We start from the raw sequence: 15599 nt of genomic DNA, 5'->3' as shown, positions 1-15599 counted from the left end.
GCCATTTATTACCTCATATATCTGAGCAGTTGATGTCAGCTTAACAGTTGTAGTCTGTGACCCACCCTGACGGGGATTTATTTCCCGTCCGGGGGATAAATCCCCTTTTTGTTAACTATTAAAGAGGATTTATCCATGACTGAACGTTTCTTACCAGCAGGTCACCCTGTTGTTTACACTATCGAGCAGCGGAGTACCGTTCCGGTCGACACCTGGAACAAATTTACCTCGGCGATTATCGATATGTACCACTGCCTGCCATGTTGCATGCGGCCGGTAAATCCGCGCCGGAACAATGAGCAAACCGGGGCTTTCTCTCTTTTTCATTCCGACAGTAGTCCGAACGCTGACGAGCTGGTCTTCAGCGGTAAAACGGGTGAAGGCTACAGGCATCGCATCATTACCGTTTCGCGTGAGCGTACCCGGGACGTGCTGAGCGTGGATGAGATTGAAACTGAGCATCAGATGTCGGCAGATTTGTTTACCCGCATGGTGATGCTGGCGCTCCATAATATCTGTGCAGCGCATTTTATTGTTCATTCCACGGCAGGAGCCTGTTCATGGGCGCTGCCGCTGGCCATCCTGAACCGGGCCCGTGACGGCCAGTTCTCAGCCTGGGAACTTCCTGATGCGGCGCAGTATGCCACATCGTTTTCACAGGAAAATGCCCGGCTGACTGAACAAGCTATTGCCGGCAGTCTTACCCTGAGCCCGGGAATAAATCTGTCCCGTGAGCAGTGGGAGGATATTGCCGCTCTGGAGTTCAGATTGTATGAACCCCGGGCGTGTCTTTCAGCCGCTCCGGAAGCCCCTTCGCTGGAACTCGTTTTAGGTTCCAGTACCGGTGATCTGGTGACGTTGAGTGGTTTAGACGCTCTGCTTTACTGGGTCAGCGTCAATATGCCGGACTATGCGGAAGGCGTTCCGGATCAGGAGCCGATATTTCTGTCCCGCAATCATCTCGCATTACTACGCGATGACATCCGCAACGGCTGGTTCTCGTCGTACAACGACGACCCAACCCACGGGGATACGTTCTGCACAGAGCTGCAACTGATCGCCGTGTGGGCGGAATACTGCATCCGTACGCTGGATATGGAGCGGGAAAGTGTTTTTCTGTTTGCGATCTGGTAAGTGCTGATTCGTCTTAACCCTTCAGTGGTGCTGTAACACCGTCTGAATAACACCAACCCGGCAGGGAGACCTCCTGCCGGAGGTCCCTGTCTTTCAGGAGTGCGAATATGTTGCGTTTTCACGGAAAAGACCTGAAAGCTGTTTTGACCGAGTCCTTAAGTAACGACAGGCCAGTGGTACTCACCTGTGACGTAACGGTTTCTTTGTCCGTTCAGGATGGCGAACGTTTCCGTTCAGCCCCCGGACGTGAAGAGCAGTTACGGCACCAGGCGTTTGCCGATGGCTGTCATCCTGACAGGGAGCAGGGATGGGCTACGCTGGCCCCTGTGCTGGTCGACAATGCTGTTTTCACTAAACCTCTCGTCCTGACGGAAGGGCATATATGGGACATGCTGACGAATAATCATCAGCTGACACTGATGCTTTTAGATAACGATATCGCGGTATACAGCGGAGAGCGGCGCTATGTGCCGGTGGCCGGTTACCGGGATCTGACAGACAGGCTGCATGTAACGGCCACCGGGCATTTAGGTGCCTGCAGTAGCCGCAGCGAGCTGAAGTGCTGGCGTATGACTGCACTACGGCTGCTTCAGGATGTTCATTCCGTTGCGTGCCGTCATGCCAGGTTTGCGGATCATCACCGGTTTTTGGTGGCTGCTCATCATCTGCAACGCCGGACAGAATGTGTTTCACCTGACGGGGCGCTGCTGCTGAGCGCCTGATTTAAATTCCACCCGCCTGCGGCGTGCCTCACGCCCGCAGGGGAGGGGCATGCCGGTTTTAAGGAGTGCTCCATGAAAACGAATAACCGTAAAACCACCGCCACGGTCTGTAAAAAGCCGGCGGTACGCAAAACCTCCTCCTCCGGCAAACGTTGCCAGGCAGCAGGAACGGTCGCGACGCTCACCGGCTGCGGCGATATTTACCGTCTGGTCACTGACCGGATCATTGTCGCGCTGGAAAACGGTATACCCCCCTGGCGACGGCCGTGGCGAAATGCGCAGCAGGGGATAAACACCCTGATGCCGGTCAACGCGCTTACCGGCCGGGACTACAGCGGCGTGAATGTTCTGCTGCTGTGGCTGGCGGCTGAAGAGCGCGGTTTTACCAGCGACCGCTGGCTGACATACAACCAGGCACAGGAGGCCGGAGGTCAGGTTCGCAAGGGCGAAACCGCCACGCTTGCAGTGATATATCGTGACTGGACAAAGCAGGCTGAAGACAGCAACGGCAATAAGCTGTTTGATGCTGACGGTAAGCCGCAGATGGAAACGGTGCCGATGTTGCGCCAGTTTCCGCTGTTCAATACTGAACAGTGTGCTGATCTTCCCGACCAGGTGCGTGGCACTGCCACCGTCACCCGGCCACAGGAGGATTTCGCTGGCGTCAGTCCGGCACAGCTGCAGCAGGTCCTGTCGGTGGTGAACGCCACCGGCGTGCAGTTTTCACCCAGGCCGCAGAACCGGGCATATTATCGCGCCGCCACCGACCAGATAGTGCTGCCCCTGACGTCGCAGTTTGACGCTGAAGGCGACTACTGGTCCACGGTCCTTCACGAGCTGGTACATGCCAGTGGCCATGTGAAGCGACTGAACCGTGAAGGGATAACGCGGGCGTTAAAGAAATTTGGCGACCCGGTGTATGCCTTCGAGGAACTGATAGCTGAAATCGGCAGTGCCTTTCTGTGCGCACATCTCGGGATAACCGGTGATTTGCAGCATGAAAGTTATGTTGACGGCTGGTTGTCAAAACTGAAATCCGACAAAAAGGCGCTGTTCAGCGCCTGCCGGCAGGCCCGGGAGGCGTCGGAATATTTGCTCGCCCCACTCGGCCGTCAGGCTGAAGACGCGTAATTAATCTATCGGGTGACGACAGTAATACAATTGTCACCCTCCCGTGAGGGCATTGTTCCTCACGGGATGATGCCCTCTTTTTTTACTGAAAAGAGGAGTATCAACTTATGTCTGAATGGTGCCAGAACCGTTTTGAAATTACCGGTAAATCTGTCTGTATCGATGTGCTGTTGCAGTGGATAAATGGCGCAGACACGCCGCGTTACCGCCACGCAATACTGCAGAGCATACAGCTGTTCCTGACAGGGTGCGCGGGGATACTGAAACCGGTGCGAACCGTCTCGTATATGCCCTTTCAGGGGCTGGTTCGTCACGGTGTCGGGCAGTCAACGGCCGCTAACCTTGCGTTTGAGCAGTGGCTGGAGCTGTTGCAGAAAGACGTGGCGCTGGATACGGAGACCATACGCCGGATTGACCGGCTGTATCACCAGTCCGGCCTGGGAGCGCTGAAGTGGGAAAATATCCCCCAGGTGTCGCGGGACATCATGGCTATGCTGATGAAAAGGCAGTATGCGGACTGGTTTGGTCTGGCCGGGATGAATGACGAGCCTGATGCAGCAGCTTGCTGGGAGCGTCTGCGGGAATACCCGGAACGGTCGCAGCCATGCGATATGCTGATGGTTATTCCGACGCGGCTGGCCACGGAGCTTAACGGCTCCGGTGGGCTGCTGGCGGGAATATCCACAACGGTAAGCTTCTACAGCCGTATTTACGGTATGGAGTGGCCGGCCGGGCATAATGTAAACCTCCACCGTCATGCCACTAACGGGTTAACGCTGCGGCTGGATTCTCCATGGTATCCACCGTCAGGTGAGGTGGTGGCCGGTATTTCCGCTCTCTTTGAGTGTGAAGTGCGGCATACGTACAGCGAACCGGCCAGCGGCCTCAGTGGCTATGACTGCTATGACCTCGGGGCGCATGTGGATGGTCACCCGGGGTTGCCGGTGGACACTCTACAGTCCGCACCGGCACTTTATCTGGTCAGTAGTGAACAACCGCATCCTGGACCAGAGACGGCTGGTTACAGCGAAGTTCGTGGATAACCGGTTTCTGACCAATTAACCGCGCTGCAGCCTTCACCGGCTGCAGCTTTTTTACCCTCAGGGGAACACTGTTCTCCTGCCCGGGGTACGTGTTCCCTTTTTTATGGAGAATGCGTATGGCTGTTTTTATTGACCATGAGAAGGCGTTTATCTCACTTTTTAATCAGACCGCACGATATCATCACCGCCATAAGGTATTTGAAGATTTTGTCAGCTGCAGCGTTATTGCGCTGGAGAACCGTCTCTGTTTCAGCGAAAAGCGGGAAGGTAAATATCTGCGAATAATCGGTGGTTATGAAAAGCCGGATATTGTCCGTATGGCGCAACTGCTGGCCCATGTGGTTAACGGGCTACAGAATGGGTTTTGTGATTTTCTGGGTAACGTGTTTATGCAGCTGGAACTGGGCGATAAGTATCGCGGCCAGTTCTTCACCCCATGGGATGTGGCCAGAATGATGGCTCAGCTGCAACTGGGGGATGTGAAGGCAATGTTTGATGAAAAGCCTTTCATCACCCTCAGCGAACCCGCCTGCGGTGCGGGTTGCATGGTACTGGCTTTTGCCGATGCTCTCAACCAGGCAGGCTATGCGTCACACCGCTATCTGTGGGTTTCCGCAACGGATATCGATCCGCTCGCTGCCGGGATGGCCTACATCCAGTTATCGCTCTGCGGCGTGGCCGGTGAGGTCGTCATTGGCAACGCATTGTGTGACGAACGGCGGCGGGTACTGCTGACGCCGGGCCATTATCTCGGTAACTGGTCGCTTCGTCTGCATTCGCAGCGAAATAAGGTCGCATAATTACACCATCGCGCTCCCGCCCGGGGGCGCTTTTTTACCTGGCTGATTTGATTGAACCGGCTCTGCAACAGCCAAAAAATGTGATGTGCATCGGATTTCTGAGTTATCATAGTTAATGTTTTTGATTATAAGTATAAAGTATAGTTTATACATTTCTGTTTTAGAGGTGCCGCTTGAAAGTAGAATTCTGCATCACTGATGATTTTGATAAAATTTATTTGCCTCTGCAGTTCAGAGCTTTTCATAATAATTATGGCTATTGTTATATGAGAGTTCAGATTTACAATGGATTGATAATCTTCACGTGCGCACAACTTTTGAACTATTACAATACGTCGGTAACAAATGCAGTTGAGGCAGTAAGAGAATCCATTATTAATATGTTAATTAATGATGGTGTTATTTCTTTTAAGAAACAAAATGGATTTTTCGATGCTTTGAAGAGTCCACAACGTATCAGTTCAGAATTCAACAGTCAAATATGGGATTTTATAAATAGTCATTCGGTGTGGGTCGAATATTATGATATGGAAAAATCTATCTACTTCGACAATCATTATGATTTAGTTACGTTTGAAGGGAATCGGTCCCCTTCATGGATAAGAACATCGCTTGAGTCTCTGGAATCCAGTTATCCGGGTTACGATTTTATTGTACCAAATGACGATCTGAAACAATGGAGTCAGACGAGAATATCCACAGATGATATAAAGAAAATAATGAAAGATAAAAAATGGACTAACAGAGCACTGGCTGAAAGATGGGGGTGCTCAGAGGTCTGGATTAGTCGGATAATAAATAATCCAAATCGGGATATTCAGTGGGAGGATGCGTTTCGTGGATTACCTCCCTTTGAAAGCAGAAAGTAATTGATAAATGACAGACAAACGGAGATTGTATGGGTAAAAATTTGAGACCTTGCGTTGATTGTGAAAAAAGACCCTGTAAATAATTCTGTGTATCTGCCACCGTATTAAAGGTGATCGCTCAGGCGGTCACCAAACTCGATAATAAAGCGACTCATTGCCAGCCGCCAGTTCTGGATCGGCATACTCCATTTTTTCGAGGCCGACTGGATTGCCAGATATATCACCTTGCGCACTGAGTCATCTGTCGGGAACACTTTGCGTTTCTTTATCGCTGCCCGGATAACGCTGTTCAGCGACTCGATGGCATTCGTGGTGTAGATAGCCTTACGTATATCTGGTGGATAACCAAAGAACGTATTGAGATTTTCCCAGTGTGCACGCCAGCTTTTGCTGATTTGCGGATATTTGTCGTCCCAGACATCAGCGAACTTATCCAGGGCCATCAGCGCTGCTGCTTCTGTCGGAGCCTGATAAACCGCTTTCAGACCGCCAGTAACGGCTTTATAGTCCTTCCATGACACGTATTTCAGGCTGTTGCGTACCATGTGAATAATGCACAACTGGATATGCGTCTGCGGGTACACGCTGTTTATCGCATCCGGAAAGCCCTTAAGGCCATCCACGCAGGCAATCAGGATATCCTGGAGACCTCGATTCTTCAGCTCAGTCAGCACGCTGAGCCAGAACTTCGCACCTTCATTTTCTGCGAGCCACATGCCCAGTAATTCTTTCTGGCCTTCGGTGTTAATACCCAGAGCAAGGAATACGGCTTTGTTAATTACAGTGCCACTGTGGCGAACTTTTACGACAATACAGTCAAGATAAACAATGGGATACAGAGCATCCAGCGGACGGTTTTGCCACTCAGATACCTGCTCTTTCACCGCATCAGTGACTTTCGATATCAGCGTGGGTGAGACGTCCGCATCGTACATTTCTTTGAAGGTGGCGACAATCTCCCGGGTGGTCATGCCTTTTGCATACAACGACAGGATCTGACTGTCCATCTGCGTAATACGTGTCTGATTTTTCTTAATAAGCTGAGGTTCGAAGGTGCTTTCACGATCACGTGGTGTACTGATTTCAATCTCACCATCGTCGCACAACAACGTTTTTGACGAATAACCATTGCGGGTATTTGAGCCTGTTTTGGGTGCGTTCTTTTCGTGTCCGATGTGGTCAGTCAGCTCAGCATTGAGCGCAGTTTCAACTGTAAGCTTCGTCAGCATGCGGGAAAACTGGTTGAGATCGGCTTCGGTTTTCAGCCCCTTAGCCAGTTCAGCCGCAAGGGCTTTGAGTCTTTTTTCGTCCATAATTACCTGTCTCCGTTATCGAAATGAAGATATCAAAAACAGGCAGATACACAATTTAAATTACAGGCTCTGAAAAAATGCTCAGTGTGACAGCAAAAAACTGTTCTCAATGTGGTTCAGTTGATCCCTTTGGATCTAAACGACTTAATGACAAGATTCATCTGATTTTTATGGTCTTTATCGCTCTGATTCTTCTTATTGTCGGAGGATTATGGCACTTTGATATTTTTAATCCGCTGGAATTTCTGAAAAGTATTTTCCAGCATTAATATGATCTTACTGAAATCATGATCAAGGGTTCCCCGCCAGTATCTGTAGAGATAACGACGGGGAGCTGTTGGTGAGAGTCGGAAACAAAGGCTGAATACTTCATTGAACAAAGGCGTCACTTCCCAGCCCCACATTAGTTCAGGCGTGTCAGATTCTGCATCATTTCTGAGCAATCGTGCCAGATTTATTGCATGCGATAACGAAGATCTGAATGCTATGTAAGGATATTGTTGTCTGACAGGAAATCCATGTCCCTGGCATGAGGCATAGGTTTCAAAACCATAAATGTTCATACTGATAACAAGAGCACGAATTTTAGGGTCAATGATATATGTTTTATTCATACATATCTCTGCTGACTGGACTTTGCAAGTCAGGCAGGTTAATTCATGCCTGACTCAAAGAGGTGAGCGGATGCCTGGATGATGTATTGAGATACAGGAAACCCCACCAGTGAAAAAACATCACTCTGACTAACGGAGGGTAACTAATGCTTCCGGGAAGTCTGTGGGGTAGTTATTTTATTTATTTCAATTAACCTCCCAAGGATTTCAATCTCATCAACAGCACAGGAATACCATCTGTTTGAGCCTGATATTATTTCTCTATCCCAGCGTTTAATTCTTTCACCGTTATTCTCAATGCAAATAATATAATTCTGTGGCGTCATTAATTTTTTAGTTTCCAGAAGACACTCTTCGAGTGACTTCAACTCTGTGGTGATGTCCTCACCTGTATTTTTGCGATAAAAGATGCGCCACAAAGATTTTTTTCGTTTGGCCGTCATATCAGTTTTCCCCTCTGTGCTAAAGACACCGCCAGTCTGCGGCTTCCGAATACCATGGAAAAGGTTTAACTGTCAGGAGGATGCCGGAAATTTATTTCGGGAGAGGAATATCTGGTTTTTTCTCGCCGCAGGCTCCCCCGGGTGACAGTGTGAGTGTTCAACTGTCATTCCCGGAGAACCCAATGAGCTGGAAAACCACACCAGAACAAAACGCCATCATCGAATGGCTGGGCAATCAGCTTGTGGTCAATGCGTTTGCAGGTACCGGTAAAACCACCACACTGGTGCAATTCGCTCAGGCGAACCCGGACAGCAAAATGTTGTACCTTGCCTACAACAGAGCCATCCGCGACGAAGCCGAACAAAAGTTTCCCTTTAATGTTGAGTGCAAAACCTCCCATCAACTGGCCTGGTCGCATTTCGGCCGACATTTCAGGCACCGGCTGACGGCAAATCTGCGTATTACCGATGTGGCCCGGAAACTGAATACCCGTCACTGGCCGCTGGCGCGTCTGGCGCTGACGGGGCTGAATGCGTTTCTCTGTAGTGCAGAGCCGGAACCCGGCATTATCCATCTGCCGGCTGAAGATGAGCGTCATGGCCTCTCTGCAGATAAAATTCTGGGGGCCGTACAGGTTCTCTGGTATGAGGTGAGTCGTACCGAATCTGATTTCCCGATCACGCATGATGTCTACCTGAAGCTTTTTCAGCTTTCAGGGCCGAATCTTGCCAGTCAATGGGACACCATTCTTTTTGATGAGGCCCAGGACGCCAATCCGGTCACCAGTGCCTTTGTCCTCAGTCAGCCCTGTCGGGTTGTGCTGGTTGGCGATCGCTACCAGCAGATTTATCGCTTTCGTGGCGCGGATAATGCGCTCAGTTCCCCCCTGCTGGAACAGGCTGATCGACTGTGGCTGACAACAAGCTTCCGGTTTGGCCCCGCGGTCGCACAAATGGCGAACGTGCTGCTGGCCATGTCCGGGGAGGAGATGAAAGTCACCGGCAGTGGTGAGGATGATGAAGTAATTATGCATCTGCCTGCTGACGTACCCCATTTCGCCGTTCTAAGCCGGACGGTCTCCGGTGTGATTGGTGCCGCGCTCTCCGCCAGCCTGCAGGAGAGAAAAGTCTTCTGGGTGGGCGGTATTGAAGGGTACAAGACGGAAGAGCTGGAGGATCTTTACTGGTTCTCTGCGGATATGCCTGAACGGATGCAGTCTCCCCGTCTCCGTCAGGATTACCAGGACTTTGAGGAGTATTGCTCCATTGCGAAGGCGACACAGGATGTGGAGATGAATCAGGCCATCCGGTTGCTTGATGAGTATTTCCCGCTGCCGCAAAAGCTGGCCATCATGCGCCGTCAGGTTGTGACGCATGAAAATGACGCGCAGGTCACGGTTTCCACCGCGCACCGCAGTAAGGGGCTGGAATGGGATGTCGTCGTACTGAATGAGGATTTTTGTGATATCACCGACCCGCTGCTCTCTGCAGAGGAGCGACAGGACGAAACCAATCTGCTGTATGTGGCCGTGACACGCGCCCGTAAGACCCTGGTGCTGAATGAGCTGATGCTGTGCCTGAAGGCAGGTGAAGAGCAGAAAGATGGCGGACAACCTGCAACGGATGATATGGAGAACGATGAGGGAGAAGCGGTTTTCCCATGCTAAATAAAATCAAAACGTTATTATCCCGTACGCCGGCTGTCACAGAGCCATCCGGCAAACTCCCTGTTTCGGTGCCGACAGGTTATTTCTCTCCGCTTATGGCTGAAGAACTGACCATCAGCGTATTACGCAAGGATGCCCTGCAGAAAATCAGGGAAAATAACGCTCTGTCGGGCGAAGTATACCAGCGACTTTATCTGGCTCCTGCGCACCACCTGCTTGAACGAACCCAGAATGTACCAGCGGCACCTGATGGCCGGTGGGCGTACGCAGGGGGATTTGGTGATTTAAGCCTGCGTTTTACTGCTTATGCCGTCAGGCTTGCCCGAGGGTATATGTTTCCACCAGGTGCGGCACCGGAAGAACAGGCTGCGCAGGGTGTTATCTGGCAGGCCGTTATTTTCTGGGCTGCGTTATGTTATCACCTGCCATTACTGGCCAGTATTGAAGGCGAAACCACCAGTGGCGCCAACTGGCAACCGGGCATATCTGTGCCGGATGTGCCTTATCGCTTCCGGTTTCGTCCTTCTCTCCCGAACGCACATGATGCTTCTGCTCTGGCGGCGCTGGCCGCCGGTCAACTGATGCCCGCCGAAGCGATAAACTGGCTTTCAGGTACCTCCGCAGCGTTGTTCAGTCTTGCCGGTGCATTCCGCAATGGTTCTCCAGATATGCCCCTTATCAGGACGTTGCTCGACCAGGCGGCAGAGAAGGTTGACTCGCCGGTACTCTGTAAGGTGACAGGTGAATCGTCTGTGGCCATTGCACCGCCAGAGTCGGTGACGCCGCAGGAGGGCGTATTGTCTGTTCAGACGGACGATAATTTATCCTCTTCTCCGGTGGAACTGGTCGCTTCGGAGCTGATGACGTCTCTCAACGATACCGATGGCGGGGACAGTCAGCCACCACTGGACGGGGTAAGTGCCATGGAACTGCCGGAAGAGCAGGATAACGGCAGCCCGGGCCAGGAGGATGCCGATATGCTGCTCAGCCTTTTTTCCGCAGTGGCGGGTGCAGAAGTCACGGAGGTTGCAGATGACGTTGATGTGAATACGCCTGCCACGGTAGCGCCGGATGAAATGGTGCCCGTCGGGAAAGACGTTCCTGATGAGCCTGCTGAGAGGGAAGATGCCCCCCGGCATAACGATACCGGTGCTGGCTGTCTGTTGCATGGCACAAAGGGAGTGCAGGGCTACCCGGTTAATGTCGGTGCCGATGCCCGACGATCGGGCGAGGATTTTCTCGCCTGGTTGTCTGACGGCATAGTGTCCGGCAGGATCACCGTCAATCAGCATGACTCACGGGTACATTCCGTTGCCGGCTTTATTTACCTTCTGGTGCCGGATATTTTCTTTCTTTTTCTGAAAGATACCGGAAGTGACAGTCACAGGGAGCAGGTTCAGACGTCGTTTGAAAAACTCCAGTTACATCGCGTTCGCAAAGGGGAGCGTTTTACCCGGGCAAAACTGTACTGCTCAGAAGATAAACAGGGGCGGTTCAGCAGGGTTAATGGTTATCTTATCAAAGCTGCCCGCCTGAAAGGCGTGAGACCTCAGGAGGACAGCAAACTCCTTTTCTTTCCATAGGGAATATACACACAGGGATCTCTACAGGGATCTGTTCTGGTTTTTTGGGAGAAGAATAAGATGCGTAATGAAATAACCTGGGATGAACTGCTTGAAGAATATTTTTTTGCTCACCGGCTGAGACCCGCGACTGAATGGAGCTACAGCAAGGTTGTCAGAGGGTTCAGGCGTTATTCTGGCGATACCCTGCCAGCGCAAATTACGCACCGTCAGGTGCTGGAGTGGCGGCGTTATCTGCTTCAGGAGAAGCAGCAGTCGGCGCAGACGTGGAACAACAAAATTGCACATCTGCGGGCGCTCTATAATTACGGGATGGAGCATGAAATCCTTCCCCCGGGGAAAAATCCCTTCAATAAAAGCAATGTCCAGCGGGATACCAGGAAGAAAAAAACACTTACGCGATCGCAGCTGATTCGTGTTTATCTGGTCATGCAGCAATTTGAAGAGGCTGAACGGGCAGGGCGCGGTATCAGAGGCGGGCGTAATGCGCTCTGGCCGGCGTGGTACTGGCTGACAGTTCTGGATGCATTCAGATATACGGGAATGCGGCTAAATCAACTGCTGCATATCCGGCTGGGTGACATCAATCTCAGCGAGGGATATCTGGATCTCTGCCTGGAGGGCAGTAAGACACACCGTGAATGGCGGGTTCCGATTGTCAGTGCGTTGAAGCCCGGGCTGCATCACCTGATGGAAAAATCAACAGCGCTGGGTGCGGGGAGTGAAGATTATCTGTTTGATGTGAACAGAATTTACCTTAACCGTCATGTGGAATGGGATGCAGCTAAGGTTCATCAGAAGATCCGATCATTTTTCCGGCGTCTGTCGAAAGAGTGTGGTTTTACCGTGTCGCCACACCGTTTTCGCCATACGCTGGCGACGGAACTGATGAAGTCGCCGGAACGAAATCTTCAGCTGGTGAAGGACCTTTTGGGGCACCGGAGCGTCAGTACAACTATGGAGTATGTGGAGCTGAAGATGGATATCGTTGGAAAAACACTCGAGGCTGAGCTGTCACTTCACACAGATGTTACAGGCGAAATAAATTTACACCTGTTGACACAAGCGTAGTTGTCCGGGATGATTAACGGTGATCGAGAAAGGGGAACCTGCGCCACAGGTTCCCCATCTTGAGGGACAAGTTCTGGATATATCAACCAGTGCAAACGCTCTTAAAAACACCGGAGGACATTCCGCATGACCGGACCCTGCATTTTCCGCCCGTTAAGGATCTCATCTCTTAACCAGCGTGCTTTGATGCAAATAAGTGGTGCCCGGACTCGGAATCGAACCAAGGACACGGGGATTTTCAATCCCCTGCTCTACCGACTGAGCTATCCGGGCAACGTGGCGTATTAAACTGGATTACCTTGATTTCGTCAATGGAAAATCTTCAGAGGATTGTTCATAAGCGTGTTTTTTCAGCAAAAAGTGGAGGTTTTGCTCAAAGAATAGTCTTTTTACCTCTACCAGAACCCTGCCACAGTGAAGAATTGAGTTCTGTTGAAAGACTTTCATATTATTTCTGGTGTTTGGTTTGATAACTGGGAGCCTTAGGGTTTATCAATGAAGTGTTGATAACCGATGGCTTGTTTTTGCTGGTTAACTAAAAGACAATTACCGTGTTAAATGGATGGGTATAGTCAAACTTTACTTTTTATTGAGGGGTTAATGATGGCAAGAGCACTGGCCTGCCTTGGCGACAAAACGAGTTATGGGGAAATCATTTCCGCCACAGCAACCTGGCTTGAAGGAAGTAAAGCAATAGCCCGTACGGGTGACAAGGCATCATGCAGCAAATGTAATGGATATTTTGAAATCCTTGCCTCCGCACAGGACTGGGCAGAAGAGGGAAAAGCCTGTGCTGCTACAGGTGACAGAGTGCGGTGCCGTTGCCCCGATCACTATGTTTATGGTTCAGCGACTCAATCGACCAGTACAGGTACTGTTCTCTGACCTCTCGTAATACCAGTCAATCGTCTGTACCGACGCAGCAGGCACAGGATTCCAGCGCCCGGAGCTGTATTAGCTTTCAGTGTGCCGGTGATGATGACCAGCTAATGGCTGGCTGTCGCTACACCCTAATGTTCCCGGACGGACGTTCTGAAACTGGCGTTACCGATGAGAACGGGATTACCGGATAGCATTATGCCGAATCGGCAGACGATATCAGTCTGCATATTCTTATGGACTGAGGAAAACGTATGTCAGACAACCGATGGAGCGGTGTACATGGCAAAAACTCCGGACTGATGTTGATAAAACATCTACTGGTGCAGTCTGCCAGGCCGGGAGCCAGGGCTGGTCAGTGAACGGAAGGCGAAAGCTCTATGCGGGAGATAAAACTTCACCCTGCCTGAGATGTGGTAAGCCCGGTGTCATTGTTTCAGGTGATCCCCGGCAGACCAACCCACAGGGGAGATCGGTGGTTGTCTGTGGTTCACCAGTACGGTGCTGATATGCAGAAGGAACGAACTATGTCATTGCGGCAGGAAATCCGTTAACAGCAAAAATTGTCAGTGCGCAGAGCCAATCTGTACAGCAACTTTCTTCTCGTAACACACTTCGCTTTCAGTGTGCTGATGATAATGGCAGGCTGATGATCGATTGTCGGTATGTTCTGATGTTCCCAGATGGTCACACAGAAACGGGGAGCACGGATAACGAGGGGATGACAGAATGGCATTCTGCTGAATCCGCTGAAAATATTAACCTGCATATATTAATGGATTAAGACTCTGTCCCAAAAGGCGTCATCGTATAATGCATCCCGGTCATATCTGAGGGCAAAGTATGGCAGGCGGTAAAGGGCAGATTAGCGATGAACTCCGGGACAAAATCGCTCCGCTTATCCCGGAACACAAAACCCGCCACCCTCCGGGTACGCGCCGAAAACGTGTTGATAATCGGGCCGCAATGAACGCCATTTTCTTCGTCCCCAGAACAGCCTGTCAGTGGAATGCACTCAATACCACAGGGATAGGTTCATCAGGCTCTGCGCACCGGCGCTTCCGGGAACGGAGAGACGCAGGTGTCTTCGGGCGTTTCTGGCAGAACGGATTACTGGCCTGTGAACACCCGGACGGCACGGACTGCTCATGGTTGTCGGTGGATGGCGGTATGACAACATCACCGCTGCCCAGGACAAAAAAACAGGACGCAACACCACGGACACAGGGACACAGGGACACAGGGCGTAAAGCCCAGTCTGATGACAGATACCGGAGGGCTTCCTCTGCCACGGGTCGTCGCAGCAGCAGACAGGCATGACATCAAACTGGTGGCGGACACACCCGGTGCTCTTCAGACGGGATGCCCGGGGCAAAAACCCAGACTCTGCCCGGACAAAGGCGACGGAGCGCCCGGGCAAAACAGACCGGTTGTGCCGTCGTGACGAGCCTTATATCCCGCCCCGTAAAGAGGAATGAGATGCCAGCAAAACCACGAGCTTCAGAACCCGTCGCCGGGCTGTCGGGAGGACGCACAGCCGGATGAACCGGTTTCGCCGGCCCCTGACCCGACGGGAAAAGACGTCTGAGAATGACGGAGCCCTGTTGCATTTTTCGGTCTTGACGCAGATTTATTGATAATGATGAAGAGTAAGATACCAACCGATGATCTTATCGTGCATTTCCTCTGACTTCGAAAAGCAAATTGTTCTGCGGGTCAGTCGTTTGATATGTGTGCGAAGATTAAGATTATGTCGTTCTGTCCGTTGGGTATATTTCTTGCTCACCACGTGGCCTGTTGCACTTAACAGAACTTTATAAACCGGCCAGGCATCTGTCATATAAAAGGCAAGGTTAAATTTGCTTAACAGGGCCAGCAATCGTCGCAGGGTCGGGGCATTTCTCGGGCCGAAGACGTGGGCCAGAGCACGTTTGCGGATACGGTCATAAGCATAGAACAACCACCGGGGATTGCTTTTACACCGCACGTAAGACCATTGTTCGCCGGCTTCACAGCAGATAACAACCTCCGTTTCGGGGTCGATATTCTCAGCTACCTGCTTTGGGGAAATTTTTTTACGTGCCGCAGAACCGTATTGAGACTGATACCGAGAACCCGTGCGGTATCGCGACATCCGTAACCATTCATGGCCATATTAACAATGGTCTGGTGTGTGTCTGGTTTGGCACCGGAGTAGCTAAAGTTGAGCAGAAAGGTCTTTGAACAATGCTTGCAGATGTAACGTTGGGCACCGGATGCTGAATGTCCGTTACATCGTACAGCATGAGTTTCATTGCACTGAGGGCAGACGACATCAACTTTAGCCATAT

Annotated in this window: 14 protein-coding genes, 1 tRNA gene and 1 pseudogene; 11 read left to right on the top strand and 5 right to left on the bottom strand. The window is 51.2% G+C overall.

The window, feature by feature from the left end:
* Positions 1–135 precede the first annotated feature (135 nt).
* The 6 genes from LU633_RS22150 to LU633_RS22125 all read left to right on the top strand — a co-directional run bounded on the left by LU633_RS22150 (position 136) and on the right by LU633_RS22125 (position 5699).
* Positions 136–1134, top strand: coding sequence for a hypothetical protein (locus LU633_RS22150; RefSeq protein ID WP_016190732.1), 999 nt, complete (start codon positions 136–138; stop codon positions 1132–1134).
* Between the two features lie 107 nt (positions 1135–1241).
* On the top strand, positions 1242–1856 hold the full coding sequence (locus tag LU633_RS22145; RefSeq protein ID WP_040465529.1) for a hypothetical protein: 615 nt from the start codon (positions 1242–1244) through the stop codon (positions 1854–1856).
* Positions 1857–1928: 72 nt separating this feature from the next.
* A complete protein-coding gene (locus tag LU633_RS22140) occupies positions 1929–2987 on the top strand; it encodes an ArdC family protein (protein WP_016190733.1) in 1059 nt (352 codons plus the stop codon).
* A gap of 107 nt (positions 2988–3094) precedes the next feature.
* Positions 3095–4030, top strand: a complete 936-nt coding sequence (locus LU633_RS22135) for a DUF1281 domain-containing protein (RefSeq protein ID WP_016190734.1) — start codon at positions 3095–3097, stop codon at positions 4028–4030.
* 116 nt (positions 4031–4146) lie between these two features.
* Complete coding sequence (locus LU633_RS22130) at positions 4147–4830, top strand: N-6 DNA methylase (protein WP_040465530.1); 684 nt, start codon at positions 4147–4149, stop codon at positions 4828–4830.
* A gap of 173 nt (positions 4831–5003) precedes the next feature.
* Entirely contained in the window at positions 5004–5699 is a 696-nt protein-coding gene (locus tag LU633_RS22125; RefSeq protein WP_016190736.1) for a hypothetical protein, read from the top strand.
* A gap of 104 nt (positions 5700–5803) precedes the next feature.
* On the opposite strand, the gene LU633_RS22120 is transcribed toward LU633_RS22125, so the two are convergent.
* From LU633_RS22120 to LU633_RS22110, 3 genes are all read right to left on the bottom strand, one after another.
* Positions 5804–7012: an IS256 family transposase gene (locus LU633_RS22120; RefSeq protein WP_046371917.1), complete on the bottom strand. Its 1209-nt coding sequence runs from the start codon at positions 7010–7012 to the stop codon at positions 5804–5806.
* 209 nt (positions 7013–7221) lie between these two features.
* Positions 7222–7626 carry a hypothetical protein gene (locus LU633_RS22115; RefSeq protein WP_071598904.1) on the bottom strand — a complete coding sequence of 135 codons (405 nt, stop codon included), beginning with the start codon at positions 7624–7626 and terminating at the stop codon, positions 7222–7224.
* Between the two features lie 143 nt (positions 7627–7769).
* A complete protein-coding gene (locus tag LU633_RS22110) occupies positions 7770–8069 on the bottom strand; it encodes a type IV pilus biogenesis protein PilI (protein ID WP_016190738.1) in 300 nt (99 codons plus the stop codon).
* Between the two features lie 182 nt (positions 8070–8251).
* On the opposite strand from LU633_RS22110, the gene LU633_RS22105 reads away from it, so the two are divergent.
* From LU633_RS22105 to LU633_RS22095, 3 genes are read left to right on the top strand one after another with little or no spacing between them, the layout of a single operon-like run.
* Positions 8252–9736: a UvrD-helicase domain-containing protein gene (locus LU633_RS22105; protein ID WP_016190739.1), complete on the top strand. Its 1485-nt coding sequence runs from the start codon at positions 8252–8254 to the stop codon at positions 9734–9736.
* Positions 9730–11319, top strand: coding sequence for a conjugal transfer nickase/helicase domain-containing protein (locus tag LU633_RS22100; protein ID WP_016190740.1), 1590 nt, complete (start codon positions 9730–9732; stop codon positions 11317–11319). Before LU633_RS22105 ends, LU633_RS22100 begins: the two co-directional genes overlap by 7 nt.
* 60 nt (positions 11320–11379) lie before the next feature.
* Complete coding sequence (locus tag LU633_RS22095; RefSeq protein WP_016190741.1) at positions 11380–12390, top strand: tyrosine-type recombinase/integrase; 1011 nt, start codon at positions 11380–11382, stop codon at positions 12388–12390.
* 197 nt (positions 12391–12587) lie between these two features.
* Here the strand turns inward: LU633_RS22095 and LU633_RS22090 are convergent.
* Positions 12588–12663, bottom strand: a tRNA-Phe gene (locus tag LU633_RS22090).
* Between the two features lie 327 nt (positions 12664–12990).
* On the opposite strand from LU633_RS22090, the gene LU633_RS22085 reads away from it, so the two are divergent.
* Positions 12991–13275, top strand: coding sequence for a PAAR domain-containing protein (locus tag LU633_RS22085; protein WP_232426852.1), 285 nt, complete (start codon positions 12991–12993; stop codon positions 13273–13275).
* A gap of 837 nt (positions 13276–14112) precedes the next feature.
* Positions 14113–14906: pseudogene (locus tag LU633_RS22080) on the top strand (IS5 family transposase).
* Here the strand turns inward: LU633_RS22080 and LU633_RS22075 are convergent.
* A protein-coding gene (locus LU633_RS22075; RefSeq protein WP_233481952.1) for an IS1 family transposase occupies positions 14900–15597 on the bottom strand; the annotation gives its coding sequence in 2 pieces (ribosomal slippage) (positions 14900–15348 and positions 15348–15597; 699 coding nt in all). The pseudogene LU633_RS22080 and the gene LU633_RS22075 overlap by 7 nt on opposite strands.
* Between the last annotated feature and the right edge of the window lie 2 nt (positions 15598–15599).

This window comes from Erwinia tracheiphila, from assembly GCF_021365465.1.
Lineage (GTDB): Bacteria > Pseudomonadota > Gammaproteobacteria > Enterobacterales > Enterobacteriaceae > Erwinia > Erwinia tracheiphila.
The sequence above is the reverse complement of the archived record's forward strand: the minus strand, read 5'-3'. Positions and strand labels throughout refer to the sequence as shown.

Bases quoted from the DNA above. Each gene is read 5' to 3' on its own strand.
- LU633_RS22150 (WP_016190732.1), top strand. From the start codon at position 136: ATGACTGAACGTTTCTTACCAGCAGGTCACCCTGTTGTTTACACTATC.
- LU633_RS22145 (WP_040465529.1), top strand. From the start codon at position 1,242: ATGTTGCGTTTTCACGGAAAAGACCTGAAAGCTGTTTTGACCGAGTCC.
- LU633_RS22140 (WP_016190733.1), top strand. From the start codon at position 1,929: ATGAAAACGAATAACCGTAAAACCACCGCCACGGTCTGTAAAAAGCCG.
- LU633_RS22135 (WP_016190734.1), top strand. From the start codon at position 3,095: ATGTCTGAATGGTGCCAGAACCGTTTTGAAATTACCGGTAAATCTGTC.
- LU633_RS22130 (WP_040465530.1), top strand. From the start codon at position 4,147: ATGGCTGTTTTTATTGACCATGAGAAGGCGTTTATCTCACTTTTTAAT.
- LU633_RS22120 (WP_046371917.1), bottom strand. From the start codon at position 7,012: ATGGACGAAAAAAGACTCAAAGCCCTTGCGGCTGAACTGGCTAAGGGG.
- LU633_RS22115 (WP_071598904.1), bottom strand. From the start codon at position 7,626: ATGAATAAAACATATATCATTGACCCTAAAATTCGTGCTCTTGTTATC.
- LU633_RS22110 (WP_016190738.1), bottom strand. From the start codon at position 8,069: ATGACGGCCAAACGAAAAAAATCTTTGTGGCGCATCTTTTATCGCAAA.
- LU633_RS22105 (WP_016190739.1), top strand. From the start codon at position 8,252: ATGAGCTGGAAAACCACACCAGAACAAAACGCCATCATCGAATGGCTG.
- LU633_RS22100 (WP_016190740.1), top strand. From the start codon at position 9,730: ATGCTAAATAAAATCAAAACGTTATTATCCCGTACGCCGGCTGTCACA.
- LU633_RS22095 (WP_016190741.1), top strand. From the start codon at position 11,380: ATGCGTAATGAAATAACCTGGGATGAACTGCTTGAAGAATATTTTTTT.
- LU633_RS22085 (WP_232426852.1), top strand. From the start codon at position 12,991: ATGATGGCAAGAGCACTGGCCTGCCTTGGCGACAAAACGAGTTATGGG.